Annotated in this window: 24 protein-coding genes; 10 read left to right on the forward strand and 14 right to left on the reverse strand. The window is 71.0% G+C overall.

What is annotated here, in order from left to right:
- Positions 1-369: 369 nt before the first annotated feature.
- Genes rfbB through DNK56_RS09205 form a run of 3 tightly spaced genes read left to right on the forward strand, consistent with a single transcriptional unit; the run spans position 370 to position 3,726 of the window.
- Positions 370-1,392 carry a dTDP-glucose 4,6-dehydratase gene (gene rfbB / locus DNK56_RS09195; RefSeq protein WP_111335621.1) on the forward strand — a complete coding sequence of 341 codons (1,023 nt, stop codon included), beginning with the start codon at positions 370-372 and terminating at the stop codon, positions 1,390-1,392.
- 25 nt (positions 1,393-1,417) lie between these two features.
- Entirely contained in the window at positions 1,418-2,611 is a 1,194-nt protein-coding gene (locus DNK56_RS09200; RefSeq protein ID WP_241989819.1) for an ATP-grasp domain-containing protein, read from the forward strand.
- Positions 2,608-3,726: a DegT/DnrJ/EryC1/StrS family aminotransferase gene (locus DNK56_RS09205; RefSeq protein ID WP_111332261.1), complete on the forward strand. Its 1,119-nt coding sequence runs from the start codon at positions 2,608-2,610 to the stop codon at positions 3,724-3,726. Before DNK56_RS09200 ends, DNK56_RS09205 begins: the two co-directional genes overlap by 4 nt.
- A 12-nt stretch (positions 3,727-3,738) precedes the next feature.
- Here the strand turns inward: DNK56_RS09205 and DNK56_RS09210 are convergent, their stop codons facing one another.
- The 6 genes from DNK56_RS09210 to DNK56_RS09240 form a co-directional block, all read right to left on the reverse strand.
- A complete protein-coding gene (locus tag DNK56_RS09210; protein WP_111332263.1) occupies positions 3,739-4,935 on the reverse strand; it encodes a UDP-N-acetylglucosamine--N-acetylmuramyl-(pentapeptide) pyrophosphoryl-undecaprenol N-acetylglucosamine transferase in 1,197 nt (398 codons plus the stop codon).
- Positions 4,936-5,214: 279 nt separating this feature from the next.
- Positions 5,215-5,631 (reverse strand): hypothetical protein, encoded by a 417-nt coding sequence (locus DNK56_RS09215; protein WP_241989820.1) that lies wholly within the window; start codon positions 5,629-5,631, stop codon positions 5,215-5,217.
- The gene (locus tag DNK56_RS09220) at positions 5,628-6,158 is read right to left on the reverse strand and encodes a hypothetical protein (protein ID WP_111332265.1); all 531 of its coding nucleotides are present in this window, start codon (positions 6,156-6,158) and stop codon (positions 5,628-5,630) included. Before DNK56_RS09220 ends, DNK56_RS09215 begins: the two co-directional genes overlap by 4 nt.
- Entirely contained in the window at positions 6,124-6,636 is a 513-nt protein-coding gene (locus DNK56_RS09225) for a hypothetical protein (protein ID WP_158564895.1), read from the reverse strand. Before DNK56_RS09225 ends, DNK56_RS09220 begins: the two co-directional genes overlap by 35 nt.
- 391 nt (positions 6,637-7,027) lie before the next feature.
- Positions 7,028-7,414 (reverse strand): nuclear transport factor 2 family protein, encoded by a 387-nt coding sequence (locus DNK56_RS09235; RefSeq protein WP_111332269.1) that lies wholly within the window; start codon positions 7,412-7,414, stop codon positions 7,028-7,030.
- 75 nt (positions 7,415-7,489) lie between these two features.
- Positions 7,490-8,731, reverse strand: a complete 1,242-nt coding sequence (locus tag DNK56_RS09240) for an MFS transporter (RefSeq protein WP_111332271.1) — start codon at positions 8,729-8,731, stop codon at positions 7,490-7,492.
- A gap of 546 nt (positions 8,732-9,277) precedes the next feature.
- Here DNK56_RS09240 and DNK56_RS09250 point away from each other — a divergent pair.
- Positions 9,278-9,880: a TetR/AcrR family transcriptional regulator gene (locus tag DNK56_RS09250; protein WP_111332275.1), complete on the forward strand. Its 603-nt coding sequence runs from the start codon at positions 9,278-9,280 to the stop codon at positions 9,878-9,880.
- A gap of 39 nt (positions 9,881-9,919) precedes the next feature.
- Here DNK56_RS09250 and DNK56_RS36435 read toward each other — a convergent pair whose 3' ends face one another.
- A complete protein-coding gene (locus DNK56_RS36435) occupies positions 9,920-10,048 on the reverse strand; it encodes a hypothetical protein (protein ID WP_274543576.1) in 129 nt (42 codons plus the stop codon).
- A 120-nt stretch (positions 10,049-10,168) separates the two neighbouring features.
- Between DNK56_RS36435 and DNK56_RS09255 the strand changes: the two genes are divergently transcribed.
- On the forward strand, positions 10,169-13,495 hold the full coding sequence (locus DNK56_RS09255; protein WP_111332277.1) for a BTAD domain-containing putative transcriptional regulator: 3,327 nt from the start codon (positions 10,169-10,171) through the stop codon (positions 13,493-13,495).
- 19 nt (positions 13,496-13,514) lie between these two features.
- On the opposite strand, the gene DNK56_RS09260 is transcribed toward DNK56_RS09255, so the two are convergent.
- The 3 genes from DNK56_RS09260 to panB form a co-directional block, all read right to left on the reverse strand.
- Positions 13,515-14,372 (reverse strand): ABC transporter permease, encoded by an 858-nt coding sequence (locus DNK56_RS09260; protein WP_111332279.1) that lies wholly within the window; start codon positions 14,370-14,372, stop codon positions 13,515-13,517.
- The gene (locus DNK56_RS09265) at positions 14,369-15,379 is read right to left on the reverse strand and encodes an ATP-binding cassette domain-containing protein (protein ID WP_111332281.1); all 1,011 of its coding nucleotides are present in this window, start codon (positions 15,377-15,379) and stop codon (positions 14,369-14,371) included. The genes DNK56_RS09260 and DNK56_RS09265 overlap by 4 nt, the downstream gene beginning before the upstream one ends.
- A gap of 130 nt (positions 15,380-15,509) precedes the next feature.
- A complete protein-coding gene (panB, locus tag DNK56_RS09270; protein WP_111332283.1) occupies positions 15,510-16,394 on the reverse strand; it encodes a 3-methyl-2-oxobutanoate hydroxymethyltransferase in 885 nt (294 codons plus the stop codon).
- Positions 16,395-16,562: 168 nt separating this feature from the next.
- Between panB and DNK56_RS09275 the strand changes: the two genes are divergently transcribed.
- The 3 genes from DNK56_RS09275 to DNK56_RS09285 all read left to right on the forward strand — a co-directional run bounded on the left by DNK56_RS09275 (position 16,563) and on the right by DNK56_RS09285 (position 20,157).
- Complete coding sequence (locus tag DNK56_RS09275; protein ID WP_111332285.1) at positions 16,563-18,167, forward strand: MFS transporter; 1,605 nt, start codon at positions 16,563-16,565, stop codon at positions 18,165-18,167.
- A gap of 55 nt (positions 18,168-18,222) precedes the next feature.
- Positions 18,223-18,972, forward strand: coding sequence for a TetR/AcrR family transcriptional regulator (locus DNK56_RS09280; RefSeq protein ID WP_111332287.1), 750 nt, complete (start codon positions 18,223-18,225; stop codon positions 18,970-18,972).
- Between the two features lie 165 nt (positions 18,973-19,137).
- Positions 19,138-20,157, forward strand: coding sequence for an endonuclease/exonuclease/phosphatase family protein (locus tag DNK56_RS09285; protein WP_111332289.1), 1,020 nt, complete (start codon positions 19,138-19,140; stop codon positions 20,155-20,157).
- 68 nt (positions 20,158-20,225) lie between these two features.
- Here DNK56_RS09285 and DNK56_RS09290 read toward each other — a convergent pair whose 3' ends face one another.
- From DNK56_RS09290 to DNK56_RS09300, 3 genes are all read right to left on the reverse strand, one after another.
- Positions 20,226-21,980 carry an NAD+ synthase gene (locus DNK56_RS09290; protein ID WP_111335625.1) on the reverse strand — a complete coding sequence of 585 codons (1,755 nt, stop codon included), beginning with the start codon at positions 21,978-21,980 and terminating at the stop codon, positions 20,226-20,228.
- Between the two features lie 133 nt (positions 21,981-22,113).
- On the reverse strand, positions 22,114-22,548 hold the full coding sequence (locus tag DNK56_RS09295) for a CBS domain-containing protein (RefSeq protein ID WP_111332291.1): 435 nt from the start codon (positions 22,546-22,548) through the stop codon (positions 22,114-22,116).
- Between the two features lie 193 nt (positions 22,549-22,741).
- On the reverse strand, positions 22,742-23,392 hold the full coding sequence (locus tag DNK56_RS09300) for a DUF3105 domain-containing protein (protein ID WP_111335627.1): 651 nt from the start codon (positions 23,390-23,392) through the stop codon (positions 22,742-22,744).
- A 222-nt stretch (positions 23,393-23,614) separates the two neighbouring features.
- Here DNK56_RS09300 and glnA point away from each other — a divergent pair, with 222 nt between their 5' ends.
- Positions 23,615-24,976 (forward strand): type I glutamate--ammonia ligase, encoded by a 1,362-nt coding sequence (glnA, locus tag DNK56_RS09305; RefSeq protein ID WP_111332293.1) that lies wholly within the window; start codon positions 23,615-23,617, stop codon positions 24,974-24,976.
- 142 nt (positions 24,977-25,118) lie between these two features.
- Positions 25,119-25,472, forward strand: coding sequence for a hypothetical protein (locus DNK56_RS09310; protein WP_111332295.1), 354 nt, complete (start codon positions 25,119-25,121; stop codon positions 25,470-25,472).
- On the opposite strand, the gene DNK56_RS09315 is transcribed toward DNK56_RS09310, so the two are convergent.
- On the reverse strand, positions 25,457-25,882 hold the full coding sequence (locus DNK56_RS09315; protein ID WP_111335629.1) for a contact-dependent growth inhibition system immunity protein: 426 nt from the start codon (positions 25,880-25,882) through the stop codon (positions 25,457-25,459). The two genes, DNK56_RS09310 and DNK56_RS09315, sit on opposite strands and share 16 nt — an antisense overlap.
- Positions 25,883-25,967 lie beyond the last annotated feature (85 nt).

Raw genomic sequence — 25,967 nt, forward strand, 5'->3', positions numbered from 1 at the left:
TGGGCATCGAGCGTTTCGACGTTTCGCCCTCGGACATCGAGCTGGCGGCTCAGGCGTCGGTTACTACCCGAGCCCGCGAAGTCGATCCGCATGTGTGCCGCTGCGGCGGCCGGGTGCGGTGCGTAACGGTCCTGCGCCCGGCTGCCGGTTCCAGCCGCGTTCGGTGTGGTGGCCACTCCTGCGGCCCTTCACTGGACGGCTCACAGCTCCGCCTCGCCCCCCGAGGGAGGTGGAGAAGTCCCGCGCGGTACCTGGCCCGGCAAGACCGGCCGCGCGAGGCGGACGGGGGCCTGGCGGCGACAGTGCGCCGGGCCCCCGGATGAACGGTCCGCACGACCGGACGGACGTCATCAGGAGGTGACGCAAGTGATCGGAAAAGTACTGGTCACAGGAGGGGCGGGCTTCATCGGCTCGCACTTCGTCAAACGGCTCCTACGCGCCGAGGACGTCACCACAGTGACCGTCCTGGACGCCCTCACCTACGCAGGGCACCTCGAAAACCTGGGCGAAGCGTTCCTCTCTCCGAAACTGGACTTCGTTGAGGGCAACATCCTGGACACCGGCCTCGTAGACGATCTCGTGCGCGAGCATGAGGCCGTCGTCCACTTCGCAGCCGAGTCCCACGTCGACCGTTCGTTCTTCGAGGCCGGGAACTTCCTCACGACCAACGTCCTGGGCACTCATCAGCTCCTGGATGCCGTGCGCCGTCTAGGCATCGAGCGGTTCGTGCACGTCTCCACGGACGAGGTGTACGGGCCCCTCCTGGAGGGCTCCGCGACCGAGGAGAGCCCGCTTCGCCCCAGCGTCCCCTATGCCGCGTCGAAGGCCGCCAGCGACCTCGTAGCGCTCTCCTACGCGCAGACCTACGGCGTCCCCGTGTGCGTGACGCGCTCCTCGAACAACTACGGGCCGTGCCAGCACCCCGAGAAGATCATTCCTCTGTTCGTGACCCAGCTCCTCAAGGGGGAGCCGGTCACCCTCCACGGCCGTGGCCAGCACGTACGCAACTGGCTGCACGTCGAAGACAACTGCGCCGGCATCGAACTCGTGCTCCGCGCAGGGGTTTCCGGCGAGGTCTACAACATCGGCGGCGGAACCGACCTGACAAACGCCCAGCTCACGGCGATGATCCTGCGCGTCTGCGGTGCCGAGTGGGACTCGGTGACGTACATTCCCGACCGGCAGGCCAATGATCTCCGGTACTCGATGAGCTGGTCGAAGATAGCCGACCAGCTCGGTTACGCGCCGGTTCACTCCCTTGACGAGGGCGTTGCCGAAGCAGCGCAGTGGTACCGGGACAATCCCGGCCGCTGGGCACCGCTCCTGCGCAACCCCGCGGCCCCGCGTCCTCACGTCCTCCTTGACACGAGCGAGGGGCCGCAGGATGTGTGAGCGATGGCCACAGGGCGCGCTTGTCGTGCTGGGCGCGTCGGAGGAGCAGATCCCGCTGTACCGGGAGGCGCGGCGTCGCGGAATCCCGACCATCGCGGTGGACATGCGGCCGGACGCTCCCGCGTTTGTGTTCGCCGACGCGGTCCTGAAGGTCTCCACCCGCGACATCGACATCATCGTCGGCGCACTGGGCGACGTCCGCCCCGCCGGAATCGTGTGCGGAGCGAGCGACGCCGCGCTGACCACGTGGCACACCTTGGGCCTTCAGTACGGCACCCCCTACGTGTATCCCAAGAGTGCACTCGCGGCTGTCGACAAGGGCGCCTTCCACGAGATCGCCGCGTCCTGCGGCATCACCGGATACGGATGGACCGCGTCGGGGAATCCGGATGAGATCGTCGTGAAGGCGGCCGGGCTGCGCTTCCCGCTCGTGATCAAGCCTGCGGACGGTTCGGGCAGCAAAGGTGTCACCCGCATCAGCCACCCTGACGATCTGCTGGGCGCCATCTCCTACGCCCGCTCTTACTCCGCTTCTCAGACGGTGATCGCTGAGGAGTACCTTCAGGGGCGCCCGCTGGCCATCGAGGTCTTCATGCGGGACGGCCACGCGCTGCTGACCTGTATCAAGGACAAAGAGTTCGGCGACGGAAGTTTCGTTGTCCGGCGGCTGCGCACCGCTCAGTTGCCCTCGGCGGCACACGGCCGTCTTGAGGCCGCGGTCGAGCGGCTGTGCCGTGCACTGGGGATTGTCGATGGCCCGGCGAACTTTGACGCCGTCCTTGGAGCAGACAGCCAGGAACGCATCATCGAGGCCAATGCCCGTCTTGGTGGTGACGGCGTCCCGCGGCTGCTTGCTGCCGCCTATGGCGTGGACATCGTGCGTGCACTCATCGCGCTCGCGCTCGGTGAACCGTTCGGCGCCCACCTGACACCCACGCGCGAGGCGCACGCCGCGCTCGAACTGATCGGCTCACCGCTCGCCGTCGAAGGCCGTCTGATCGCGTGGGAGGGCGTCGCCGAAGCCCGCACCCTCCCCGGCATCACTGATGTCGAGCTGTATGCCAAACCGGGCGACCGCGTACGGCCACACGACCAGTCCGGTCACAAGATCGGGCTGCTCGTCGCCGCCGGACCGTCGCCTGCGGAAGCGTCCTCGGCCTTGACCGCGGCTAGCGCACTGATCCGACCGGTCATCCGGCCAATGGCGGAGGCGAAATGATCAACTCGCTGAGGTCCGATGCCCGACGCAACGCCTCTCCGTACCTGTACGGCCAGGAGGCCGCGTCCGTCGCCCGCATCCTTCAGTCAGGGCAGTACGGCCACACCGACGTCACCGAGGAGTTCGAGCAGCGGATCGCCGCTTTCCTCGGAGTCCCGCACGCGGTCGCCGTCTCGTCCGGAACCGCTGCCCTCCACACGGCCCTGATCGCCGCCGGTGTCGGCCCCGGCGACGAGGTCATCGTGCCGTCTATGACGTTCTGCGCCACGGTGCAAGCCGTCCTCGCCGTGGGCGCTTCCCCGCGCTTCGTGGACATCGACCCGGACACCCTGTGCGTGACGGCACAGATCGTCATGGAAGCGGTCACCGACCACACCGCAGCCGTCATTCCGGTCTTGTTCGGCGGCCGGGCCGTCGACCTTGAACCCGTACTCGGTAACCTCGCCGAACGGCGAATCACCGTGATCGAGGACGCCGCGCACGCCTTCGGCTCCCGTCTCGGCACACAACGGGTGGGTGCCACCGGCTCCTTGACGTGCTTCTCGTTCGGGCCGATCAAGAACCTCACCTGCGGCCAAGGCGGCATGGTCATACCCAGGACCGCGGAGGAAGCCGATACCGTCCGCCGCACCCGGCTCCTCGGTGTCGTCCAGTCCCAGGGTGAACGCGCGAACATCACCACCTACCGCGTGGACGCGTTCGGGCTGCGCTACCAGCTATCGGGTATCAACGCTGCCATCGGCCTTGCCCAGTTCGACCACTTTCAGGACATCGAGCACACACGCCGGCGTCTCTGGAACTCCTACCGGGAAGCCCTGGCGTCGCTGGAGCGGGTGACTCTGGTCGACGTCGACCCCGACCGTTCGGTACCGCACCTGTGCCAGGTGCGCGTTCCGCACCGCGACCAGGTGTTCGCCGAACTGAGGGCACAGGGAATCGGGGTGGGCGTCCACTATCCGCCCAACCACCTTCAGCCCGCGTTCGCGTCCTGGCGCCGCACGCTCCCGGCAACCGAGAAGACAGGCGCGCAGATCTTGAGCCTGCCTTTCCATCAGCACCTCACCGAGACGGACATCGAGCACGTCACTGCCTGCCTCGCCCGCGCTCTCACGTAGCCCTTGCGCGGGTCAGCCGGACGCGGCGGACAGGATGACGTCCACAAGTCGCTCGGCCGCGTCCGGGCGCCCGTGGGAGCGTGCGCGCCGGGCCATCTCGGCGCGCACGCCGACGTCTGCGAGAAGAGGAGCCACCGCATCGCCCAGGGCGCCGGCGGTCGCATCTCCGATCAGCGCCACTGCTGCCCCGGCGTCGTGCAGGTGGCGGGCGTTGTGCTCCTGCTCGTTCCCAGCGGAGGAGGCGAGTGGGACGAAGACCGCGGCCTTCCCGAGCGCCGTCAGCTCGGCGATCGTCCCGGCCCCGCTCCGGGAGATCACCACATCGGCCAGCGCCAGGACATCCGGCAGCTCCGGCCCCACGAAACCGGTGAGTAGATACCTCGCCGCCAGCGAGGCGGGAACCGCCTGAGCCCTCTGGCTCAGATCTCCAACATTGGCGGGACCACACTGGTGGATGACGTTCGCCCGCTCCAACAGCCACGGCAACACATCGCCCACAAGACCGTTGATCTGCTGGGAGCCCTGCGCGCCGCCGGTCACATAAACGGTGGGAAGGGAACGGCTGAAGCCCTCCAGCCCGAGCGCATGGACGGCCTTGTCGGCGTCGCCGGTGAACACCTCGGGGCGCACTGGGTTGCCTGTGACAACGGCCCGCGCACGTACCGCCTCCGGCAGAAGCGGCAACGTCGACTCCGACGACACGGCAATACGGGTCGCGTGCCGGGCCAGGGACCGGTTCGCCAGGCCAAGCCGTACGGTCTGCTCGTGCACCACCAGCGGACGGTGACACAGACGCGCGGCCATCCCAACCGGAACAGCGACGTAGCCGCCGGTGGCCAGCACCGCGTGCGGAGCGAACTTGGACACGATCGAGCGAGCCTGGGCAACGCCCAGTGGCACGCGGCTCATGTCCCGCACGTTCGCCGGAGATACGAGCTTCAGCGGGTTCTTGGAACGCCGAACCTTGCCCGTCACGACCGTCTTGAAGGCGATCCCCTCTCCGGACGCCACACGGGCCTCCAAGCCGTCCGGCGTCCCCACCCACAGCACATCGAGCGTCGCTCCGGCCGCGGCGAGCCTCGCCCGCAGCGCGCGCACGGCAGTCAGCGCGGGGTAGGTGTGGCCGCCTGTGCCGCCTCCCGTCACCACCAGACGAAAGGCGTCCTGCGCATCGAGCGGAAAACGGCCGTGCTGCTCAACCCGAGCCATCCGGGAAGTCCCTTCTCATCTGCTGGCGGAGGCGACGCACGCTAAGGGCTGTCCCGTAATCCCCGGTGGATCAGCGCGCGGCGTCAGATGCGGTGCATCGCAAGGCGGAGGGGCGTTCGCATACTGGACGTATTCGGACGTTCCGACAACGCAGCGAGGTGCCGTAGCTGTCGTCGTGCGCCCGCCGGGGATTACGGGACAGCCCTTAGCAGCGGAAGTCCCACTCCTGGGCGACGCTCTGCCCGTTTCGGCCAGAGAAGCCGCCCTGACCAGGTCTGATTAGTCGGTGGAAGTACGACCGGAGGTGATGGAGACAACCGATCCGGAGCGTGAGGCGATGTGCTCGCGCATGGCCTCGTTGTCGTGGTGCAGGGCTCCGATGACCGTGGCAGCGGCATCCAGTTGCTGCTGGAGGCGGGTGCATTCCTGGGTCTTGGCCTTGAGTTTCCGCTCCAGTTCGGCGATCTCGGCGTCTCGCCGGGATTCTCCGATCGTGCGGCGTCCGTGCTGGTCGAGGTAGGCGTCCCATTCGTCCATGACCGTGCTGGCGCGGTTCATGGTGGCGCGGCTGACCCCGGCTTCGCGGTACAGGTTCTCCTTGGTCATCTTGTCGTCGGTGGTCTGCGGGCGTCCCTCGATGAGCCGGGTCATGGCCTCCCGTAGGGCCTTCACGGCGGCCGGAGATGCGTCGCTCACTGGGACTCTCCCTTCCGGATGGTCGCCCGCACCTCGGCGAGCTGAAGTTCGAGGGAGTGGCGTCGGGGAGGGGCCGGCTTAGGAGACTTGAGCTGCCGGTTCAGGCTCTCTTCCTCGGCTTTCCAGACGGGGAGGTGTGCGGGGGAGATGATGCTGTTTGCGCAGCGGTCGGGGCGGCATCGGTCCGGCTGGGGTTCGCCGAGGGGGCCAGGGGCGGCGTTCTCCAGGCATACGGCGCCGGCGGGACTGCGGGGGTCGAAGGCGCAGTGGTTGAGCGTGCCGAACCTGATGGAGATGGTTGATTTCCGGAGCAGGTCGAACTCCACGCGGGCGTCGCCGTGACGGGCCTGGGCGGTGGAGCGCAGGTCATCGGCGGCGTCCTGGATGGCGTTGAACTCGGCGGTGATCTTGCCGGCGCCGGGCCCGAATCCGACCGGCTTGCCGTCCTTGTAGTCGCGGTACAGGTCGCTGAGGCGTTCGAAGCGCGCGTCCTCAAATGGCGGTGTTGAGCAGTTTCGCCCAGTCATGGTCACCGGCCATGTAGCCGCCGGTGACCTGGTTGGAAAGGGCCCGCGTGGCGACATGCTTGAGCTGCATCCCGAGGGCGATCTCCGCGCCGGGGTGTGTGCCGGCGAGCATCGACATCGTCTTGCGGAAGCGGTGCGGGGCGGCGGCGCCGCCGGGCGGGATGTGCAGTCCGTTCCATGCGGTTCTGTTGTTGACGTGGCGGATGAAGTCGTTGACGGCTGCTCTGCTGCTGAACGCATCTCCGCCACTCCGGTTCAGGATATGGCCCGCGCCTGCTTTGTGGGTGGCGAAGATCAGCTCGTCGTCCCAGGAGAGGGATTCTGCGACTGCGATGGCTTCCGCGACGGGTTCGGTGATCCACCAGCGTGCGGTGGGAACGTTCGGGTCGTGCTTGATCTTTCGGGATACCAGGGCTGGGGCTCCGTAGTGCTCTACCAGGGCGTTTCGGCGGATCTCGCGTGCTTCGCTGTCGCGCATCATCGAGAGCGCGATGACAAGGACATAGCAGGCGTTCCGGAGTGCGGTGATCTCCAGGGCTTGATCAAGTTCCGTAGGTGTCCGGATCGTTGGTGATGCCCAGGATGGGGAGTGCTCGTTGGGGCTCGTCGCGGATCGCCCGGGTGGTCTTGGCGATGTTGTCGGCTCCGAGGGTTTTCAGCACGCCGATGGCGAGGTTGCCCTGATGGCCCTCTCTCAGCTGAGATCAGAGCCCCTGCTCCTGCATTCCCGTGCCTGGTTCGAGAAGGGTAATCACAGCCTGCGTCGGCGGTGCGGGGCCCCTCGGTGGCCGGTGTTGTCGCACGGGGAGGCCGGGCCAGTGGGGCGGAGGCGGGGGATGTGCTCCGCCTCCGCCCACCGCGTTCCGGGCTCAGGAGAGCTGGGCCTGGAAGATCGCGTGGTTGAAGTACGCCTTCGCCTCGTGGATCAGGCCGTCCTCACCGAGCTCGTAGACGTTGATGCCCGACCAGTTGACCGGCTTGCCGTCCTTGGAGACGGCCGAGCCGTGCCAGGAGACGGCCACCGAGGAGCCGACCGTGTGGGCCTCGACCGGGGTCAGGCCGAGGAACGGGTCGAAGTTGGGGACGACGGAGGCGATGAAGGCGCGGATGGCCTCGCGGCCCTTGATCGGCTCGGTGCCGACCGGGTCGTGGAAGATGCCGGACTCCGCGAACGCGTCGGCCCAGGCGTCGACATCGCCCTTCTGCGAGGCGTCGAAGAACTGGAGGACGGCCTTGGGCATGGCGGGAGCGGTCATGAGGATTCTCTCTTTCGTGTCATGGACGGACGTGTACGGGCGGAGGTGTGGACGAGCGGCGCGTCGGCGCCGGGGTCAGGCCGCGGGGGCCCGGTGGGTGTCGTGGCGGCGCATGGCCGGTACGACGAGCAGTCCTGCGGCGGCGAGGGCGGCTTGCAGGGCGCAGGCGCCGCCCCAGCCGAACGCGCCGTAGCAGACGCTGCCGAGGGCGGCCGCGACGGCACCGCTGAGGAAGGCGGCGACCATGTAGACGGTGTTGGCGCGGCTGCGCGCCTCGGGCAGGTAGGAGAAGATGCGGGCCTGGTTGGCGATCTGGCTCCACTGCACGGACACGTTGGCCAGCATCACGGCCAGGATCATGAAGGCGATCAGGCTGCCGCCGAACCAGTAGGCGCCCGCGGAGACCACCATGAGCAACAGGGCGACGGTGATGATCGGAGCCGCCGCCCGCCGGTCGATGAAGCGGCCGGCCCAGGGCGCGGCGAACGCTCCCGCGAGCCCGAGCAGCCCGAACAGTCCGGCGGTCGCGCTGCTGTATCCGTAGGGCTCGTCGGCGAGGGCGAAGACCAGCGTCGTCCAGGTCGCGGTGTAGGCGCCGAACAAGGCGCTGTGCATGAGGCACGAGTGGCGCAGTACGGGCTCCTGCCGGAGCAGGCGCGGCAGCGAGCCGAGCAGTTGCCGGTACGGGAGGGCCTTGCGGGCCCCTTCGCGCGGCAGCAGGGCGACGGTCACCGCGCCCGTCAGGGCGGTCAGCACGGCGGCGAGCAGGTACATCGCGCGCCAGCTCAGCGCCTCACCCACCAGGCCGCCGATCACGCGGGAGCCGACGATGCCGGTCATGAGGCCGATCTGGACGTTCGCCACGATGGAGGCGCGGCGCTGCGGCGGGGCGAGTTCCGAGGCGAGCGGCACCAGCACCTGGGGGATCACGGTGGCCCCGCCGACGAGCGCGGCGGAGGCGGCCAGGACGGAGAGCCCGGGTGCGGCCGCGGCGGCCAGGAGCGCCAGGACGGTGCAGACCAGCATGGTGGTGAGCAGCGGGCGCCGCCTGCGGATGTCGCCGAGCGGCACGAGGAAGAGGATGCCGGCCGCGTAGCCGAGCTGGGCGCAGGTGACGACGGTCCCGGCCGCGGACGAGGAGACGCCGAGGTCGTCGGCGAACAGCGCGAGCAGCGGCTGGGCCAGGTAGACGTTGGCGACCGTGGCCGCGGAGCACACGGCCATGGCGAGGAAGAGGAGCGGGCGTGCCGTGCCCGGAGGGGAGGCGGGGCCGGCGCCCGGTTGGGCCGAGGTGGGGAGCGTGTCCGATTCCGACATGGGGAGGTCCCTGGGGTCGACGTACGAAGGGAGAAACGGCGGGCGGGGTGCCCGGCGGGGCCGGGTCCCGGCCTACGGGTGCGCCGGAGGGTGGCCGTAGAGGGCGCCGACGGCGGCACGGGGCGGCAACTCGCCCTCGGCGAAGGGCCGCATGACCGGTGCGCCGATCCCGACTCCGCCGCGGTGCAGCCGGCGGTCGAACCGGCTTCGTCCGCCCGCGCTGTCGTGTGCCCCGATCCTGGTGGCGACGAATGCGCGCTGCCGGTTTCCGCCGGGGGACCGGGCGAGCACCTCTTCGGGCCCGCCCGTATGCAGGCGCGGCGTTCCCGCTGGGGCGACAGGGCGAACCTGCGTCGTGTCCCGGGCCCGACACACAGGAGTAACGGCCCCGCGTCTCCGAGCCGACTCATACGCATGGTGCCTCTTCCCCCTGGACTCCGGGCTGCCGTGCTGTTGGCTACGCTCTATAGGTACACCAACCAGTTGGTTTAAATCAACCGGTTGGTTTAGTTGACTGCCGCACCGGGAGAAGAAGGGGTCTGCGACGTGGCCGCACGGTCGGAACAGACGAAGAACCGCATCTATCAAGCCGCTCTGGAGGAGTTCGCCCAGTACGGCATCGCCGGTGCCCGCGTGGACCGGATCGCCAAGGCGGCGCAGGCCAACAAGCAGGCCATCTACCTCTACTTCGGCGACAAGGAGAAGCTCTTCGCGCTCGTGCTCGGCCGGGTGCTGGAGGAGCTCGCCGAAGCCGTGGCGCCGCCCTCCGGGAGCGACGGCGTGGCGGCCTACATCGAGCGGCTCTTCGCCTACCACCAGGAGCATCCGGCCGTGCTGAGACTGCTGCTCTGGGAGGCGCTGGAGTTCTCCACGGCGGAGGTGCCCGACGAGGAGTCCCGTACGGCGCACTACCAGGAGAAGGCCGGGGCCATCGGGGGGATCGGCGACGCGGGGACGGCCGGTCCGCTCGGCCCGCAGGCCCTCCTCCTGGTCTTCACCGGGCTCGTCGGCTGGCCGCTCGCCGTGCCGCAGGTCACCCGCATGATCATGGGCGACGACGCCGGCGCGATGGGGCGCACCCGCGCGGCGATCGTGGCGGCGGCGCAGACGATCGCCGACGCACGGCAGCAGGGGGCGGACGGGGAGTGACCCCGCCCGCCCCCTGCGCCGGGGACGTGCCGCCGTCCGTCAGGAGGTGAGTCCCAGCAGCCCGGCCAGGTGCTCGCTCCTGGCCCGGGCACGGGCGGCCGGGGCCGGATACGCGGTCGAGTCGCGGCGGGAAGCGGACGCGCCGGACCGGCCCCGCCCCGCCGACACGCCGAAAACCCCTCGCCCGCCGGACCGGGTTGCGGAAAGGGTGGGGGTATGACGAGCGGGGCGGGGACACGGGACGGGGCGGCTGTGCGTACCGCGGGGCGGGTCACGGAGAATGGGCGGGTGCGTTACGGCATCCTCGGCACCACCCAGGCACTCGGCGACGACGGCACGCCCCTCCCCGTCGGCGGTGCGCGGCTGCGCGCCCTGCTGACCGTGCTCGCGCTGCGGCCGGGCCGCACGGTCCCGGTCGCCGTCCTCGTGGACGAGGTGTGGGACGGCGAACCGCCCGCCGACGCGGCCGGCGCGCTCCAGGCCCTGGTGGGACGGCTGCGCCGGGCCGTCGGGCACGAGGCCGTCGCATCGGCGGAGAGCGGCTACCGGCTGGCCGCCCGGCCCGAGGACATCGACCTGTTCCGCTTCGACCGGCTCGCCGGCGACGGCGCACGGGCCCTCGCCGACGGCGACCCGGCCCGCGCCACGGCCCTCCTGGACGAGGCGCTCGCCCTCTGGCGGGGCCCCGCCCTCACCGACCTCCCCGACCGGCACGCCGCCGCCACCCGCTGGACGGCCCGCCGGCTCGACGCCCGCCGGGACCGGCTCACCGCCGCCCTCCGCCTCGGCCGCGCCACCGAGGCGCTGCCGGAACTGGCCGCCCTCTGCGACGAACACCCCCTCGACGAACCCCTCCAGGCGCTGCGCCTGCGCGCCCTGCGCGACGCCGGGCGCACCGCCCAGGCCCTGGCCGCCTACGACGAGGTGCGCACCCTGATCGCCGACCGACTCGGCACCGATCCGGGCACCGAGCTGACCACCCTGTACGCCGAACTGCTGCGGCAGCGGCCCGCGAGCCCCGCCCCGGCGGCCCCGCCCGCACCGCCCGCCGCCCCCGCGCCGCTGGGCAACCTCCGCGCCCGGCTCACCAGCTTCGTCGGCCGGGAACGGGAGATGGCGGAGCTGCGCGGCGACCTCTCCCGCGCCCGGCTCGTCACCCTCCTCGGACCCGGCGGAGCCGGCAAGACCCGGCTCTCCCAGGAGGTCGCGGACACCATCGACCCCGGCACCTGGCCGGACGGCGTCTGGCTCGCCGAACTCGCCCCGGTGGACGACCCGGAGGCTGTACCGGAGGCGGTGCTCGCCGCGCTGGGCGCACGCGAGACGGTGCTGAGCGGGGCGGGGGCCGGGGAGCTCCGGGCGGCCGAACGGGCCGCCGGCGAGGAGCGCGCCGCCGGCGAGTCACTGGCCCGGCTCACCGAGTACTGCGCGCACCGCCGCATGCTGCTCCTCCTCGACAACTGCGAGCACGTCATCGAGGCCGCCGCCGCCCTCGCCGACCACCTGCTGGCCCGCTGCCCCCGGCTCACCGTCCTCGCGACCAGCCGGGAACCCCTCGGCGTGCCGGGCGAGAACCTGCGGCCGGTCGATCCGCTGCCGGACCCGACCGCCCTGCGGCTGCTCGCCGAGCGCGGCGCCGCCGCCCGGCCCGGCTTCCGGGTGGACCAGGACGCGGCGACGGCGGCGGCCGCCGCCGAGATCTGCCGCCGCCTGGACGGCCTGCCGCTCGCCATCGAACTCGCCGCCGCCCGGCTGCGGATGCTCACCCCGCAGCAGATCGCGGACCGGCTCGACGACCGCTTCCGCCTGCTCACCAGCGGCAGCCGGACCGTGCTGCCCCGCCAGCAGACCCTGCGCGCGGTGGTCGACTGGTCCTGGGAGCTCCTCGACGACGACGAACGCGTCATCCTGCGCCGGCTGTCCGTCTTCGCCGGCGGCTGCACCCTGGAGGCCGCCGAGGCCGTCTGCGCGGACACCGCGGGACGGTCCGGCGACGTCGCCCGCCTGCTGGGCTCCCTGGTGGACAAGTCGCTGGTCGTGGCCGCCCCGGTGGACGACGGCCAGATGCGCTACCGGCTCCTGGAGACCATCGGCGAGTACGCGGCGGAGCGGCTGGCGGAGTCGGGGGAGCGGGACGCGGTGGAGCGCCGGCACCTCGTGTTCTTCCGCGAGCTGGCCCGTACGACCGACCCGCTGCTGCGCGGCTCCGGCCAGCTCGCCGCCGTGACGCTGCTCCAGCGCGAGTACGAGAACCTGCGCACCGCCCTGCGCCACGCCGTCGCCGCCCGCGACGAGCAGGAGGCGCTCTGCATGGTGCTGTCGCTCTCCTGGTACTGGCAGATCCGCAACCTGCGCGCCGACGCCCTGCACTGGGCCGACGCGGCCGCCGCCCTCGGCCCCGACCCGTTCGCGCCGCCCGTACGGCCCGCCCCGTCCATCCACGAGCGCTGCACCGACGCGCCCCCGCCCATGCGGCAGGAGCTGCTGGAGGAGGCGCGGCGCCAGGTGACGCTGGTCCAGCTGGTCAACATGGACCACGCCATGGACCAGTGGACGAACGAGGCCGGCATGGAGCGGCTGCGGGCGATCGTCGCCACCTACCGGGCCGGCCAGCCGCAGACCTGCCGCAGCCCGGCCTCGCTCTGGTTCTACGCCGTGATGCTCACGGGCGGCGTCGCCGACCTGCGCCATCTGCTGGACGAGACCGTGCGCGGCGCCCGCGCGTACGGCTACGAGTGGGAGCTGGCCGCCGCCCTCCAGATGCGGGCCAATGTGCTGGCCAACCGCCCCGACTGGGCGGGCGAGGCCCATACGGACGCCGACGAGAGCCTGGCGATCTTCCGCCGGCTCGGCGACGACTGGGGCATGGCCGAGGCGCTCTCCTCGCGCGGCGAGGCCAACGAGAAGCAGGGCGACTACGCGCGCGCCGCCACCGACTACCAGGCCGCGATCGGCTCGGCGGAGAAGCTGGGCGCCCTGGCCCAGGTGTCCGTGCTGCGCATCCGCTACGCCTCCGTGCTCACCGAGCTGGGCCGGGGCGCGGAGGGCGAGGCGATGATGCGCGAGGTGCTGGGCGACGAGCGCCGGACGGGGCACGAGGCGCGGCCCGCGGCCCGGCTGTTCCTGGCGATGTGGCTGGGCCGGGAGGGGCGGACCGCCGAGGCGCGCGAGCAGTTCGGCCTGCTCCTCGACGAGTTCGGCTCCCAGACGATGGCGGTCTTCGAGGGGTTCGTCCTGGGCGGCCTGGCCTGGCTGGACAACCAGGACGGCGAGTACGCCCGCGCGCTGGACCGCGCCGGGCGGGCGCTGCGCGGGCTGCGGGACCCGCTGACGCAGATGGTGGCGCCGCAGATGGCGGTGATCAATCTGGTGATCCTCGCCTGGGCGCTGGGCGGGCTCGGCGGCGACGAGCGCTCCCGTACCGCGGCGCGGCTGCTGGGCGCCGGCCGGGAGAACCTGCCGCGGGGCCACTTCCTGAACGCGATGGAGCGCGAGAACTTCGCCCGTGCCGAGGCGCTGGTGCGCGGCCGGCTGGGGGACGCCGCCTTCGAGGCCGCGTACGCCGAGGGCGCCCGCCTCTCCGTGGAGGAGGCGGCCGCCCTCGTCGACGTGTGACGGGACTCGAACCCGCTGCTCAGGACTTCTTGCGGAACCTGGAGACCGCGAGCGGCGCCATGACCGCCGTGATGACCACGGCCCAGCCGAGCGTCAGCCAGACCGAGTTGCCGAGCGGGGTGCCCATCATGAGGCCGCGCGCCGCGTCGGCCAGGTTCGACAGCGGGTTGTAGTCCGTGAACGACTGGAGCCAGCCCGGCATCGTCGCGGGCGGGGCGAAGATCGAGGACCCGAACTGCAGCGGCATCATGACCAGCATCCCCATGCCCTGAACCGCCTGGGGCGTCTTCATCGCCAGCCCGAGCAGGATGAAGATCCACATGATCGCGGCGCCGAACGCGGCCGCGAGCCCGATCGCCCCGATCAGGCCGAGGACGGAGCCGTGCAGCTCCATGCCGAGCGCGAAGCCCATGCCGAGCAGGATCAGCGTGGCGACCATCATCCTGCCCAGCTCGACCACGATCTTGGCGATGAGCACCGAGGACCGGGCGATGGGCATCGTGCGGAAGCGGTCCATGACCCCCTTGCGGAAGTCGTCGTTGACACCGCTGCCGACGGCCATGGCGATGTTCATGCCCATCATCGCCATCAGGCCGGGGATCAGATAGTTCAGGTACTCCTGCCGGCCGCCGCCCATGCTGCCGCCGACCGAGCCGCCGAAGACGTACACGAACAGCAGCACGAAGATGACGGGCATCAGCAGCGCGTCGAACATCGACTCCGGATCTCGCTTGATCTGGAGCAGATTGCGCCGCACCAGCGCCCCGATGTGGCGCAGGTTGTTCCGCAGTCCGATCGAGCCCTCGTCGTGCGGCCGGGCGGCCGGCGGGCGGACGGACGTGCCGGTGGGAGCGGGTGTCAGGGTCGTCGTGCTCATGCCGCGACCTCCTCGGGAGTCGTGTCGGTGACGGTGGCCCTGTCGCCGGTGATGGCGAGGAACACCTCGTCCAGGCTGGGCAGCGCGGTGGCGACATGGGCCAGCGAGAAGCCGCGGGCGCCGAGCAGCCCGATGACGGCGGTCAGCTGTTCGTCGCTGAGGATCGGTACGTAGAGCAGTCCCTCGTCCGGGACGGCCTGCGCGCCCGCCACCCCGTCGAGGCCGGTCTCGCGCAGCGCCTGCGCCATCGGGGCCAGTTCGGCCGGGTCGGAGGGGCGGATCTGCAGGGTGCGGCCGCCGACCTTGGCCTTCAGCTCGTCGACACCGCCGCTGGCGATGATGCGGCCCTTGTCGATGACGGTCAGCTCGCTGGCCAGCTGCTCGGCCTCTTCCATGTACTGGGTGGTGAGGAGCACGGTCGCCCCCTCCGCGACCATGCGCTGCACCTCGTCCCAGACCTCGTTGCGGGTGCGGGGGTCGAGCCCCGTCGTCGGCTCGTCCAGGTAGAGGACGGCCGGGTTGCCGATCATGGAGGCGGCCAGGTCGAGCCGGCGGCGCATACCGCCGGAGTACTCCATCGCGGCCTTCTTCGCCGCGTCCGTGAGCGAGAACCGCTCCAGCAGCTCGTCGGCCCGCGCCCGCGCCCTCTTGCGGGGCAGGTCGAGCAGCCGCCCGATCATGTAGAGGTTCTCCCAGCCGGAGAGCTTCTCGTCCACCGAGGCGTACTGGCCGGTCAGGCCGATGGTGCGGCGCAGCGCGCGGGGCTGCTTCACCACGTCGAAGCCGGCGACGACCGCGGTCCCGGCGTCGGGCACGATCAGCGTGGAGAGGCAGCGTACGAGGGTGGTCTTGCCGGCGCCGTTGGGGCCGAGCACACCGAGCACGGTGCCCTCGCGCACATCCAGGTCCACACCGTCCAGGGCCCTGGTCTCGCCGTAGTGCTTGACCAGTCCCCGTACCTCTACGGCGTTCCCGCCGCTTGCGGGGTTCTTGTCGATTCGCGTCATGCCCACCAGTGGACCAGCCGCCACCGACAGTCCGCCGACAGCGGACCGACAACCCGCCGACAGCCGCCCCGGGACGGCCGACGGCCCGCCGATGGGGGAGTCGGCGGGCCGTCGTCGTTGCCGGTGGTGGTCAGTGGAAGGTGTGCTCCGGGGCCGGGAACGCGCCGCCGACGACCTCTTCCGCGTACGCCTTCGCGGCGTCGCCGAGGATCTGCCGCAGGTCGGCGTACTGCTTGGTGAAGCGCGGCACCTTGCCGCCGGTCAGCCCGACCATGTCGGTGTAGACCAGCACCTGCGCGTCGGTGTCGGGGCCCGCGCCGATCCCGACCGTGGGGATGTGCAGGGTGCGGGTGACCTCGGCGGCCAGTTCGGCCGGTACGAGTTCCAGCACGACGGCGAACGCGCCCGCGTCCTGCACGGCCTTGGCGTCGCGCAGCAGCTGCTGGGCGGCCTCCTCGCCCCGGCCCTGGACCCGGTAGCCCATCGCGTTGACGGACTGCGGGGTGAGGCCGATGTGGGCCATGACCGGGATGCCGGCCTCGACCAGCAGCCTGATCTGCTCGTGGCTGCGCTCGCCGCCCTCCAGCTTCACGGCGCCGACGCCGGACTCCTTGATCAGCCGGGTGGCGTTGCGCAGGGCCTGGACCGGGCCCTCCTGGTACGCCCCGAAGGGCAGGTCGGCGACGATCAGCGCGCGCCTGGTGCCCCGGACGACGGCGGCGGACAGCACGGCCATCTCGTCCATGGTGACCGGCACGGTGGTCTCGTAGCCGAGGTGACAGTTGCCCATCGAGTCGCCGACGAGCATGACCGGGATGCCGGCCTCGTCGAACACGGACGCGGTCATCGCGTCGTAGGCGGTGAGCATGGGCCACTTCTCGCCGCGCGCGGTGGCCGCGGCGATGTCGTGGACGGTGACCCGGCGGTTGCTCTTGCCCCCGTACAGCGTCTTTCCGCTGTCGGACGGGGTGCTCGCGGGGGATGCGGACTGATTCTGCGCAGCCGGAAGCGACATGGCAGGTGGCTCCTTCGTCATCTCGAGGCGCCCTGACGGCGTCCCCGGATCACTTCCATGGTGGCATCCCGGAGCCGGTCGCGGGAAGTGGGCCGCACCTCCCGGACCTCGGTAAAGAATTTACAATACGAGACGGTCTCGTATCGGAATGCCGTTAGGCTGCTCCCCATGTCCACACCTTCCGGCGCTCCCGCCGTCTCCCGGATACCGGAGGCGGTCCACCGCCGCCGCTGGGCGATTCTCGTCGTCCTGATGTTCAGCCTGCTCATCGTGGTGCTGGACAACTCGATCCTGAACGTCGCCGTCAAGACGATCGCCTCGCCCGCGCCCACCGGCATCGGCGCCACCCAGAGCGAGCTGGAGTGGGCGATCAACTCCTACACGCTCGTCTTCGCCGGCCTCCTGTTCACCGCGGGCCTCCTCGGTGACCGGCTGGGGCGCAAGAAGGTTTTGCTCTTCGGCATCACCCTCTTCGGCCTCGGCTCCGCGCTCGCCGCCATGTCCGACTCGCCCGGCCAGCTCATCACCTGGCGCGCCCTGATGGGCTTCGGCGCCGCCTTCGTCATGCCGGCCACGCTGGCCGTCCTGATGAACGTCTTCGAACGCGACGAGCAGCCCAAGGCCATCGGCATCTGGGCGGGCAGCGTCGGCCTCGGCATCGCGATCGGTCCCATCACCGGCGGCCTGCTCCTCGAACACTTCTGGTGGGGTTCGATCTTCCTCGTCAACGTGCCCGTCGTCATCATCGCGCTGGTCGCCATGGTGCTGCTCGTACCGGACTCGAAGGACCCGCGCCCCGGCCGGCTCGACCCGCTCGGCGTGGTCCTCTCCATCATCGGCCTGGTGCTGCTGGTGTACGGCATCATCCGGGGCGGCGAACTCGCCGACTTCACCGACACCTCGGTCCTGCTGCCGGTCGCCGGCGGCCTCGCCGTCCTGGTGCTCTTCGTCCTCCATGAGAAGCGCAGCGCCAGCCCGGCCATCGACATCGCGTACTTCAGGAAGCCCGCCTTCTCCGCGGCCGTCGCCGCCATCGCGCTGGTCTTCTTCGCGCTGATGGGCGTCACCTTCTTCTCCGCCTTCTACATGCAGAGCGTGCGCGGCTGGAGCGCCCTGGAGTCCGGGCTGCTGATCCTGCCGCTGGCCATCGCCCAGATGGTCTTCGCCCCGCGCGCCAGGATCGTCGTCGCCCGCTTCGGGGCCCGCGCCGTCTGCACCGCCGGCATGTTCGCCGTCGCCGTCGGCCTGGCCGCCTTCGCCCTGTTCGACGCCGACACGCCCGTCTGGCTGATGTGCGTCGTCTTCTTCGTCCAGGGCACCGGCATGGCGCACGTCATGCCGCCGGTCACCGTGGCCGTCATGCAGGCCCTGCCGCGCGAGAAGGCGGGCTCCGGCTCGGCCGTCAACAACACCTTCCGCCAGGTCGGCGGCGCGCTCGGCATCGCCGTACTCGGCTCGGTGCTGTCCGCCGTCTACCGGGGCGACATCGAGGACCACCTCGGCGCGCTGCCCGCCGCGGCCCGCGACGCGGCGGGGGAGTCCATCGAGGCCACCCTGGCCGTCGCCGGGAAGCTGGGCCCCGAGGGCGCCCCGCTGGTCGGCGCCGCGCACGACGCCTTCATGAACGCCATGCACGTCACCGCCATCGGCTCGGCCGCGGTCGCCCTCGTCGGCACGCTGGTCGTCGCCCTGTGGCTGCCGGGCCGCGAACCGGCCGCACCGCGTCCCGTGCACGAGGAGGAGCGACCCGCCCCGGCCGGCGCCGAACGCTGACGCCGGGACCCCCTCGCGCGTCGGAGAGAATCAGGGGCGGCGAAAGGTGGTTCACGTGCAGGCTCAGGCACCGGAGGAACGGGCTGCCGGCGAGGCGGACGCGTCGGGCGAGCGGTCCGGCGGGGCTCCCGGCTGCGGAGACTGCGGCCGGGGCCCCGGCGAGGAACACGAGCCCCGCCGGGGGCGGCCGCGCAGTGCCGCCGCCGAGCGGGCCATCCTGGACGCCGTCGTCGAGCTGATCGAGGCCGGCGAACCGCTCGCCGCCCTCTCCATCGAGCGCATCGCCCGCACCGCCGGGGTCGGCAAGGCCACCATCTACCGGCGCTGGGCCGGCCGCGAGGAGCTGTTCGTCGACGTGCTCCGCGCCATCGAGCCGCCGGAACCGGAGGTCTCCGGCACCGGCGGCCTGCGCGATCTGCGCGTCCTGCTGGAATCGACGCGCAGGCGCGGCCTCGCCCAGCGCTCCTCGGTCCTGCTGCACAACGTGTTCGCGCAGATGAAGAGCCTGCCCAGGCTCTGGGACGCCTACCACGGCACGGTCATCGCCCCCCGCCGCCTCGCCATGGTCGCCGCCGTCCGGCGCGCCGTGGAGGCGGGGGAGCTGCGCGACGACACGGACGTGGAGCTGATGGACGACCTGTTCCTCGGCCCCATGCTCGTACGCACCATGCACCGGCCCGACGCGCCGCTGCCGGAGGACCTCGCCGACCGCATCATCGCCCTGGCCGTCGAGGGTCTCGCGCCCCGGCGGCCCGGCCCGGCCCCGGACGACACGGGCGGACGCGCCGGAGCCGGGCGTATGTGATCGTTTCGTCACAGAGCCCGCGATTCGCCGCCCCGCAGGAACTGCCGGAGCCGTCCGCCACGTCCTCGTGGCAGAACCACCGCACCGGGCGGCGTGAAAGGCATCGCTCATCCCCTAGGGTCGGGGACGCGGCGATGTGTACGGCAAGGCAGTGAGGACAGCGCGATGGTGCAGGCGTACAGGGCGGACACCGGGAACGGCCTGGGGCCGCGGCCCACCGGCTCCCGCTTCCGGGACCTGCGCGACAGACTCACCCGCGACCCCGGCATCTGGCGTCGCGGCATCGTCCTGGCGGCCCTGGCCGTCCTGCTGACCCTCGTCATGGCCTTCCACGCCCGGGTCCCCAACCGCATCGGCAACCTGGGCAGCCTCACCGAGACGTTCCTGCCCTGGTTCGGCCTGTTCATTCCGCTGCTGCTGGTCCTGGGCCTGGTGCGCCGCTCGGGCACCGCCCTGGTGGCGCTGCTGCTGCCGGTCGTGGTCTGGCTCAACATGTTCGGCGGCCTGTTCACCGACAAGTCCGGCAGCGGCGGCGACCTCACCGTCGCCACCCACAACGTCAACGCCGACAACCCGGACCCCGCCGCCACCGCCGACCAGGTCGCGGGCTCCGGCGCGGACGTCGTCGCCCTCCAGGAACTGCCCGCGGGCAAGGTCGCGGCGTACGAGAAGGCGCTCGCCGGACGCTTCCGCTACCACTCCGTGCAGGGCACGGTCGGCCTGTGGAGCAAGTACCCGCTCAGCGACACCCGCCCGGTGGACCTGAAGATGGGCTGGGTCCGCGCCATGCGCACCACCGTCACCACGCCCGAGGGCCCGCTCGCCGTGTACGTGGCGCACCTGCCCTCCGTACGGGTCAAACTGCACGCCGGGTTCACCGCCAACCAGCGCGACCAGAGCGCCGACGCCCTCGGCAAGGCCATCGCGCACGAGCGGCTGTCCCGCGTCGCCCTCCTCGGCGACCTCAACGGGACGATGAACGACCGCTCGCTCAACGCGGTCACCTCCCAGCTGCGCTCCACCCAGGGCGCGGCGGGCGACGGCTTCGGGTTCAGCTGGCCGGCCTCGTTCCCGATGGCCCGGATCGACCAGATCCTGGTCAAGGGCGTCGAACCGATGTCCTCCTGGACCCTCCCGGCCACCGGCAGCGACCACCTCCCGATCGCCGCCCGCGTCAGGCTCTGACCGGGGCACGACGGAGCCGTGGGGCCCAGGGACGCGTCCCCGGGCCCCACGGCTCCGTCGTACCGGCGTCAGCCGTTCTCGCGCCAGCGGTTGGTGATCGGCAGCCGCCGGTCCTTCCCGAACCCCTTCGGCGAGATCTTCGTCCCCGGCGGGTACTGCCGCCGCTTGTACTCCGCCGCGTCCACCATCCGCAGCGTCTTCGCCACCAGCGCCGGGTCGAACCCGGCCGAGACGATGGCGTCGAGGCCCTGGTCCCGGTCCACGTACAGCTCCAGGATGCGGTCGAGCACGTCGTAGTCCGGCAGCGAGTCCGTGTCCACCTGGCCCGGCCGCAGCTCGGCGCTCGGCGGCTTGGTGATGGACGCCTCCGGGATCGGCGGCGTCTGCCCGCGCTCCTCGGCGGCCCGGTTGCGCCACTTCGCCAGCCGGAACACGGACGTCTTGTACACGTCCTTGATCGGCCCGTACGCGCCGACCGAGTCCCCGTACAGCGTCGAGTAGCCGACGGCCAGCTCCGACTTGTTGCCCGGAGCCAGCACGATCTGGCCCTCCTGGTTGGAGATGGCCATCAGCATCGTGCCGCGCAGCCGCGACTGGAGGTTCTCCTCCGCGAGCCCGGTCAGCCCCAGCGAGCCCATGTACGCGTCGAACATCGGCTCGATGGGGACGGTGCGGAAGTTGAGCCCGGTCCGCCGGGCCAGCTCGGCCGCGTCGCCCTTGGAGTGGTCCGAGGAGTACTTGGACGGCATCGACACCCCGTACACCTGCGGGGCGCCCAGCGCGTCGCAGGCGATCGCGGCGACCAGCGCCGAGTCGATGCCTCCGGAGAGCCCGATGAGCACGCTGTTGAAGCCGTTCTTCGCGGCGTAGGCCCGCAGGCCCACCACGAGGGCCGTGTACAGCTCCTCGTCGTCGTCCAGCCGGTCCGCGTACCCGCCGGCCAGCTCCGCCTCGTACGGCGGCAGCGGCTCCTCCGAGAGGACCACGTGGTCGATGCGCAGACCGTCGGTGACCACACCGGACGGCGGCTCGGCCGCGGCGGCCGGCAGCTCCAGGTCGAGGATCACGCTGCCCTCGGCGAACTGCGGGGCGCGCGCGATGACCTCGCCCTCCCGGTCCACGACGATCGAGTCGCCGTCGAAGACCAGCTCGTCCTGGCCGCCGATCATCGCGAGGTAGGCGGTCGTGCAGCCGGCCTCGCGGGCCCGCTTACGGACCAGTTCGAGCCGGGTGTCGTCCTTGTCCCGCTCGTACGGCGAGGCGTTGACCGACAGCAGCAGCCCGGCCCCGGCGGCGCGCGCGCCCGGCACGCGGCCGCCGTCCTGCCAGAGGTCCTCGCAGATCGCGAGCGCCACATCGATGCCGTGCACCCGCACCACGGGCATCGAGTCGCCCGGCACGAAGTACCGGAACTCGTCGAAGACGCCGTAGTTCGGCAGATGGTGCTTGGCGAAGTTCAGCGCGATCCCGCCGCGGTGCAGCACCGCGGCGGCGTTGCGCGGCGAACCGGCGGGCTGGCCGTAGCGCTCCGCCGCGAACTCCGAGCGGTCGAGGTAGCCGACGAGGACGGGAACCTCCCCGAGGCCCTCCGCGTCGAGCCGGGCGGCGAGCGCGCGCAGCGCCTGCCGCGAGGCCTCGACGAAGGACGACCGCAGGGCCAGGTCCTCGACGGGGTAGCCGGTCAGCACCATCTCGGGGAACGCCACGAAGTGGGCGCCCTGTTCGGCGGAGTGCCGGGTCCAGTGGACGATCGCCTCGGTGTTGCCGGCGAGGTCGCCGACGGTCGAGTCGATCTGATTCAGTGCGAGGCGTAGTTGAGGCACGCGGCCCACTCTAATCGTCTGACTGACGCGATGCCTGGGCGGGCCGCGTGAGACAGGGCACGCCGCGCCGGATTCGGTGGTGCGCGGCGCGCGACAATCACCGGTCCGGTGCGCCGGACGGTGGGTGCCGGATTCAGTGCTGCCCGGTGCGCGAGTACACCTTCTCCGCCCAGTCGGCGATCTGGTCGTCGGACAGGTGCCGGGCCAGGTCGGCCTCGCTGATCATGCCGACCAGCCTCTTGTTCTCGACGACCGGGAGCCGGCGGATCTGGTGGTTCTGCATCTCCCTCAGCACCGCCTCCACGTCCGCGTCCGCGTCGATCCAGCGGGGCGTGCCCTGGGCGAGTTCGCCCGCGGTGACCTTGGACGGGTCGCGGCCCTCCGCCACGCAGCCGACGACGATGTCGCGGTCCGTGAGGATGCCGATCATCCGGTCCTGCTCACCGCTGGCCGAGATGGGCAGTGCGCCGACGTGGTGCTCGCGCATCATCTGCGCGGCGCGGTCGAGGGTCTCGTGCGCCGGAATCCAGGTGGCGCCGGTGTGCATGATGTCCTTGGCGGTGGTCATGGGGGATTCCTCCTGCGTACCGAGGGACGGCCGGACGTACAACCCCGAGCGCACCCATCGTCATGGACCCGTTCGGGGGACGCGACCGCTATCGGCCATACGGGTGGTTTTCCGGTACGCGGGAATTTCCGGACCGGACCGGACCGGACCGGGCCCCGCCCGCCCGGCGCCGGGCCCGGTGCGCAGTCGGCCCCTACGAGCCGTCGAGGCCGCCCGTGCAGGCGGCGCCCGGCTCGGGCGTCTGCGGCCCCTGCACGTAGTGGGTGAAGAACTGCGCGACCCTCGGGTCGTCCGCGCCGTCCACGGTGACCTGCTTGCCCCACGCCGTCAGCATGATCGCCCCGGCCTGGTCCGGGTAGGGGCTCATCAGCGAGTACGGCGTCGTCGCCACCCGGTCCGCCAGCTTCGCCACATCGGCGTCGGGCGCCTTGTCGTTGTACGTCACCCAGACCGAACCGTGCTCCAGGGCGTGCACGGCGTTCATGTCGGGGATGGCCTTCTTGTAGACCTCGCCGTCGCAGTTCATCCAGACCGGGCTGTGGTCGCCGCCGACCGGGGGCTTCATGGGGTACGTGACGGGGTCCGTGACGTGGTTGCGGGTCAGCTTCTTCGCGTCCCAGGACTTCTCGCCCTCGATGGGCCCGGTGGCCAGGTCCTCGTCCCGGGGCGCGGCGGACCCGTTCTTGCCGTCGCCCATCGAACTCTCGACGCGGTCGGACTTGTCGTCGGCCCTGTCGATGAGCGCGTACGAGCCGAAGGCGACGAGCCCGGCGACCAGGACGGCGCCCATGCTCACGGCGACGACCCGGACGCGGCGGTCCCGCGCCCGGTCGGCGTTGCGCATCTGCTCTATGCGGGTCCTGCGGTCGTGGTCGTAGCTCATGTCGTGAATCCTTCGGGGAAGGGGCGATGAGGAGACGGGGCGCGCGCCGATCGTAGTGGGTGGCCGCGTGCTCCATGTCACGTCGGGTGCGTAATCTGGGGGAAATCCGGGGTCGTGATACTGGAGTCCCTCCCCAGCCCGCGAAGGTGGAGCCCGGGCCATCTGAACTGCAAGGATGTGGCTATGGACAAGCAGCAGGAATTCGTCCTCAGAACCCTTGAGGAGCGCGACATCCGGTTCGTACGGCTGTGGTTCACCGATGTGCTCGGTTACCTCAAGTCCGTGGCCGTGGCCCCCGCCGAGCTTGAGCAGGCGTTCGACGAGGGCATCGGGTTCGACGGCTCCGCGATCGAGGGCTTCGCCCGGGTGTACGAGTCGGACATGATCGCCAAGCCCGATCCGGGGACGTTCCAGATCCTGCCCTGGCGCGCGGAGGCACCGGGCACGGCCCGGATGTTCTGCGACATCCTGATGCCGGACGGCTCACCGTCCTTCGCCGACCCGCGCTTCGTGCTCAAGCGCATCCTGGCGAAGACCTCGGACCTGGGCTTCACCTTCTACACCCACCCCGAGATCGAGTTCTTCCTGCTGAAGGACAAGCCGGTCGACGGCACCCGGCCCACCCCCGCCGACAGCTCCGGCTACTTCGACCACACCCCGCAGAACGTCGGCATGGACTTCCGCCGCCAGGCGATCACCATGCTCGAATCCATGGGCATCTCCGTCGAGTTCAGCCACCACGAGGGCGCGCCCGGCCAGCAGGAGATCGACCTGCGGTACGCGGACGCGCTCTCGACCGCCGACAACATCATGACCTTCCGCCTGGTCATGAAGCAGGTCGCGCTGGAACAGGGCGTGCAGGCGACGTTCATGCCGAAGCCGTTCTCGGAGTACCCGGGCTCCGGCATGCACACCCACCTCTCCCTCTTCGAGGGCGACCGCAACGCCTTCTACGAGTCCGGCGCGGAGTACCAGCTGTCCAAGGTGGGCCGCTCCTTCATCGCGGGCCTCCTGCGGCACGCCGCGGAGATCTCCGCCGTCACCAACCAGTGGGTCAACTCCTACAAGCGCATCTGGGGCGGTTCGTCCCGCGCGGCCGGCGCCGGCGGCGAGGCCCCCTCGTACATCTGCTGGGGCCACAACAACCGCTCCGCGCTGATCCGCGTCCCGATGTACAAGCCCGGCAAGACCGGCTCCGCCCGCGTCGAGGTCCGCTCCATCGACTCCGGCGCCAACCCCTACCTGTGCTACGCGGTCCTGCTCGCCGCCGGCCTCAAGGGCATCGAGGAGGGCTACGAACTCCCGGCCGGCGCCGACGACGACGTCTGGGCCCTCTCCGACGCGGAACGCCGCGCGATGGGCATCGAACCGCTCCCGCAGAACCTGGGCGAGGCGATCTCCCTGATGGAGAAGAGCGAACTGGTCGCGGAAACCCTGGGCGAACACGTCTTCGACTTCTTCCTCCGCAACAAGAAGCGAGAATGGGAGGAATACCGCAGCGAGGTCACGGCCTTCGAACTGAAGGCGCTGCTGCCGGTGCTGTAGCCACGGCTGGATGTTTCCGCCGGGAGGGCCGCGCCACGTCAGGTGTGCGCGCCCCTCCCTCGGCCGCTCCGGCGACGCCGGCGCGGCCCGGCGTCGAAATGGCATGGCCGCCGGGTTTGCGGGGCCGGTATCGTCCGGCCCCATGAACAGCCGCCGAGCCACGACGACCCTTTGGCGCCCGACCGGTCCCGAGGAGCTGGCTCTGGTGCGCGAACTGGGCTGGCGTGCCTGGCCGCCCCGGCTTCCCGAGCAGCCGATCTTCTACCCGGTGCTCAACGAGGACTACGCGATTCGCATCGCCCGCGACTGGAACGTGCCGCACAGCGGCGCCGGTTTCGTCACCCGCTTCGAGGTCGATACGGACTTCCTGCGCCGCTACCCGGTCCAGCAGGCGGGCGGACGCACGATCCTGGAACTATGGGTTCCGGCGGAGGAGCTGGACGACTTCAACGCGCACATCGTGGGCGAGATCCAGGTCGTTCACGAGTTCCGCTGAGCCGAGGCGAGGAAGCGGCCGATCTCCTCCGTGGCGCCACGGGGGAGCCCGGCGAACGCCCCCTCCGGCAGCCGGGCCACGGCGTCCCGCAACTCCCGCGCCAACTCCGGGAACAGGTCCCACACGGGCGCCGGCACGTTCACGGTCGTGAGCAGCAGGTCGCCCTCGTAGTAGTACGCGTCGAGCAGCGGCTCCTCCAGCAACAGCCGCACGGCGAGCGGAACGACGTACGCCAACGCCACCTGCTGCGAGACGAGCACCCGAAGATCCGCCGCCCGCAACTCCCCCAGCGGCACCCGCCGCAGCGCGTGCACCTTCCGCACCAGCTGCGTGGAGCCGGCGGACGCGTCCGGCCAACGGGGCGCGTCCAACTCATCGAGCGTCTGCCCCAGATGCGACAGAAGGTCCATGCGGCCCATTGTCATCCGGCCGCATGTCCTGCCAACTGTGCGGACCGCCATGGCCGTCGAACAGACAGCAGGCGTCGCCGTCGTG

The sequence above is a fragment of the Streptomyces sp. AC1-42W genome, assembly GCF_003248355.1.
Classification (GTDB): domain Bacteria; phylum Actinomycetota; class Actinomycetes; order Streptomycetales; family Streptomycetaceae; genus Streptomyces.

Excerpts from the sequence above, each read along its gene's own strand:
- DNK56_RS09260 (WP_111332279.1), bottom strand. The coding sequence starts at position 14,372 with ATGAGCACGACGACCCTGACACCCGCTCCCACCGGCACGTCCGTCCGC.
- DNK56_RS09205 (WP_111332261.1), top strand. The coding sequence starts at position 2,608 with ATGATCAACTCGCTGAGGTCCGATGCCCGACGCAACGCCTCTCCGTAC.
- DNK56_RS09265 (WP_111332281.1), bottom strand. The coding sequence starts at position 15,379 with ATGACGCGAATCGACAAGAACCCCGCAAGCGGCGGGAACGCCGTAGAG.
- glnA (WP_111332293.1), top strand. The coding sequence starts at position 23,615 with ATGGACAAGCAGCAGGAATTCGTCCTCAGAACCCTTGAGGAGCGCGAC.
- DNK56_RS09210 (WP_111332263.1), bottom strand. The coding sequence starts at position 4,935 with ATGGCTCGGGTTGAGCAGCACGGCCGTTTTCCGCTCGATGCGCAGGAC.
- DNK56_RS09295 (WP_111332291.1), bottom strand. The coding sequence starts at position 22,548 with ATGACCACCGCCAAGGACATCATGCACACCGGCGCCACCTGGATTCCG.
- DNK56_RS09310 (WP_111332295.1), top strand. The coding sequence starts at position 25,119 with ATGAACAGCCGCCGAGCCACGACGACCCTTTGGCGCCCGACCGGTCCC.
- DNK56_RS09240 (WP_111332271.1), bottom strand. The coding sequence starts at position 8,731 with ATGTCGGAATCGGACACGCTCCCCACCTCGGCCCAACCGGGCGCCGGC.
- panB (WP_111332283.1), bottom strand. The coding sequence starts at position 16,394 with ATGTCGCTTCCGGCTGCGCAGAATCAGTCCGCATCCCCCGCGAGCACC.
- DNK56_RS09220 (WP_111332265.1), bottom strand. The coding sequence starts at position 6,158 with ATGACTGGGCGAAACTGCTCAACACCGCCATTTGAGGACGCGCGCTTC.
- DNK56_RS09300 (WP_111335627.1), bottom strand. The coding sequence starts at position 23,392 with ATGCGCAACGCCGACCGGGCGCGGGACCGCCGCGTCCGGGTCGTCGCC.
- DNK56_RS09275 (WP_111332285.1), top strand. The coding sequence starts at position 16,563 with ATGTCCACACCTTCCGGCGCTCCCGCCGTCTCCCGGATACCGGAGGCG.
- DNK56_RS09285 (WP_111332289.1), top strand. The coding sequence starts at position 19,138 with ATGGTGCAGGCGTACAGGGCGGACACCGGGAACGGCCTGGGGCCGCGG.
- DNK56_RS09225 (WP_158564895.1), bottom strand. The coding sequence starts at position 6,636 with ATGCGCGACAGCGAAGCACGCGAGATCCGCCGAAACGCCCTGGTAGAG.
- DNK56_RS09235 (WP_111332269.1), bottom strand. The coding sequence starts at position 7,414 with ATGACCGCTCCCGCCATGCCCAAGGCCGTCCTCCAGTTCTTCGACGCC.
- DNK56_RS09315 (WP_111335629.1), bottom strand. The coding sequence starts at position 25,882 with ATGGACCTTCTGTCGCATCTGGGGCAGACGCTCGATGAGTTGGACGCG.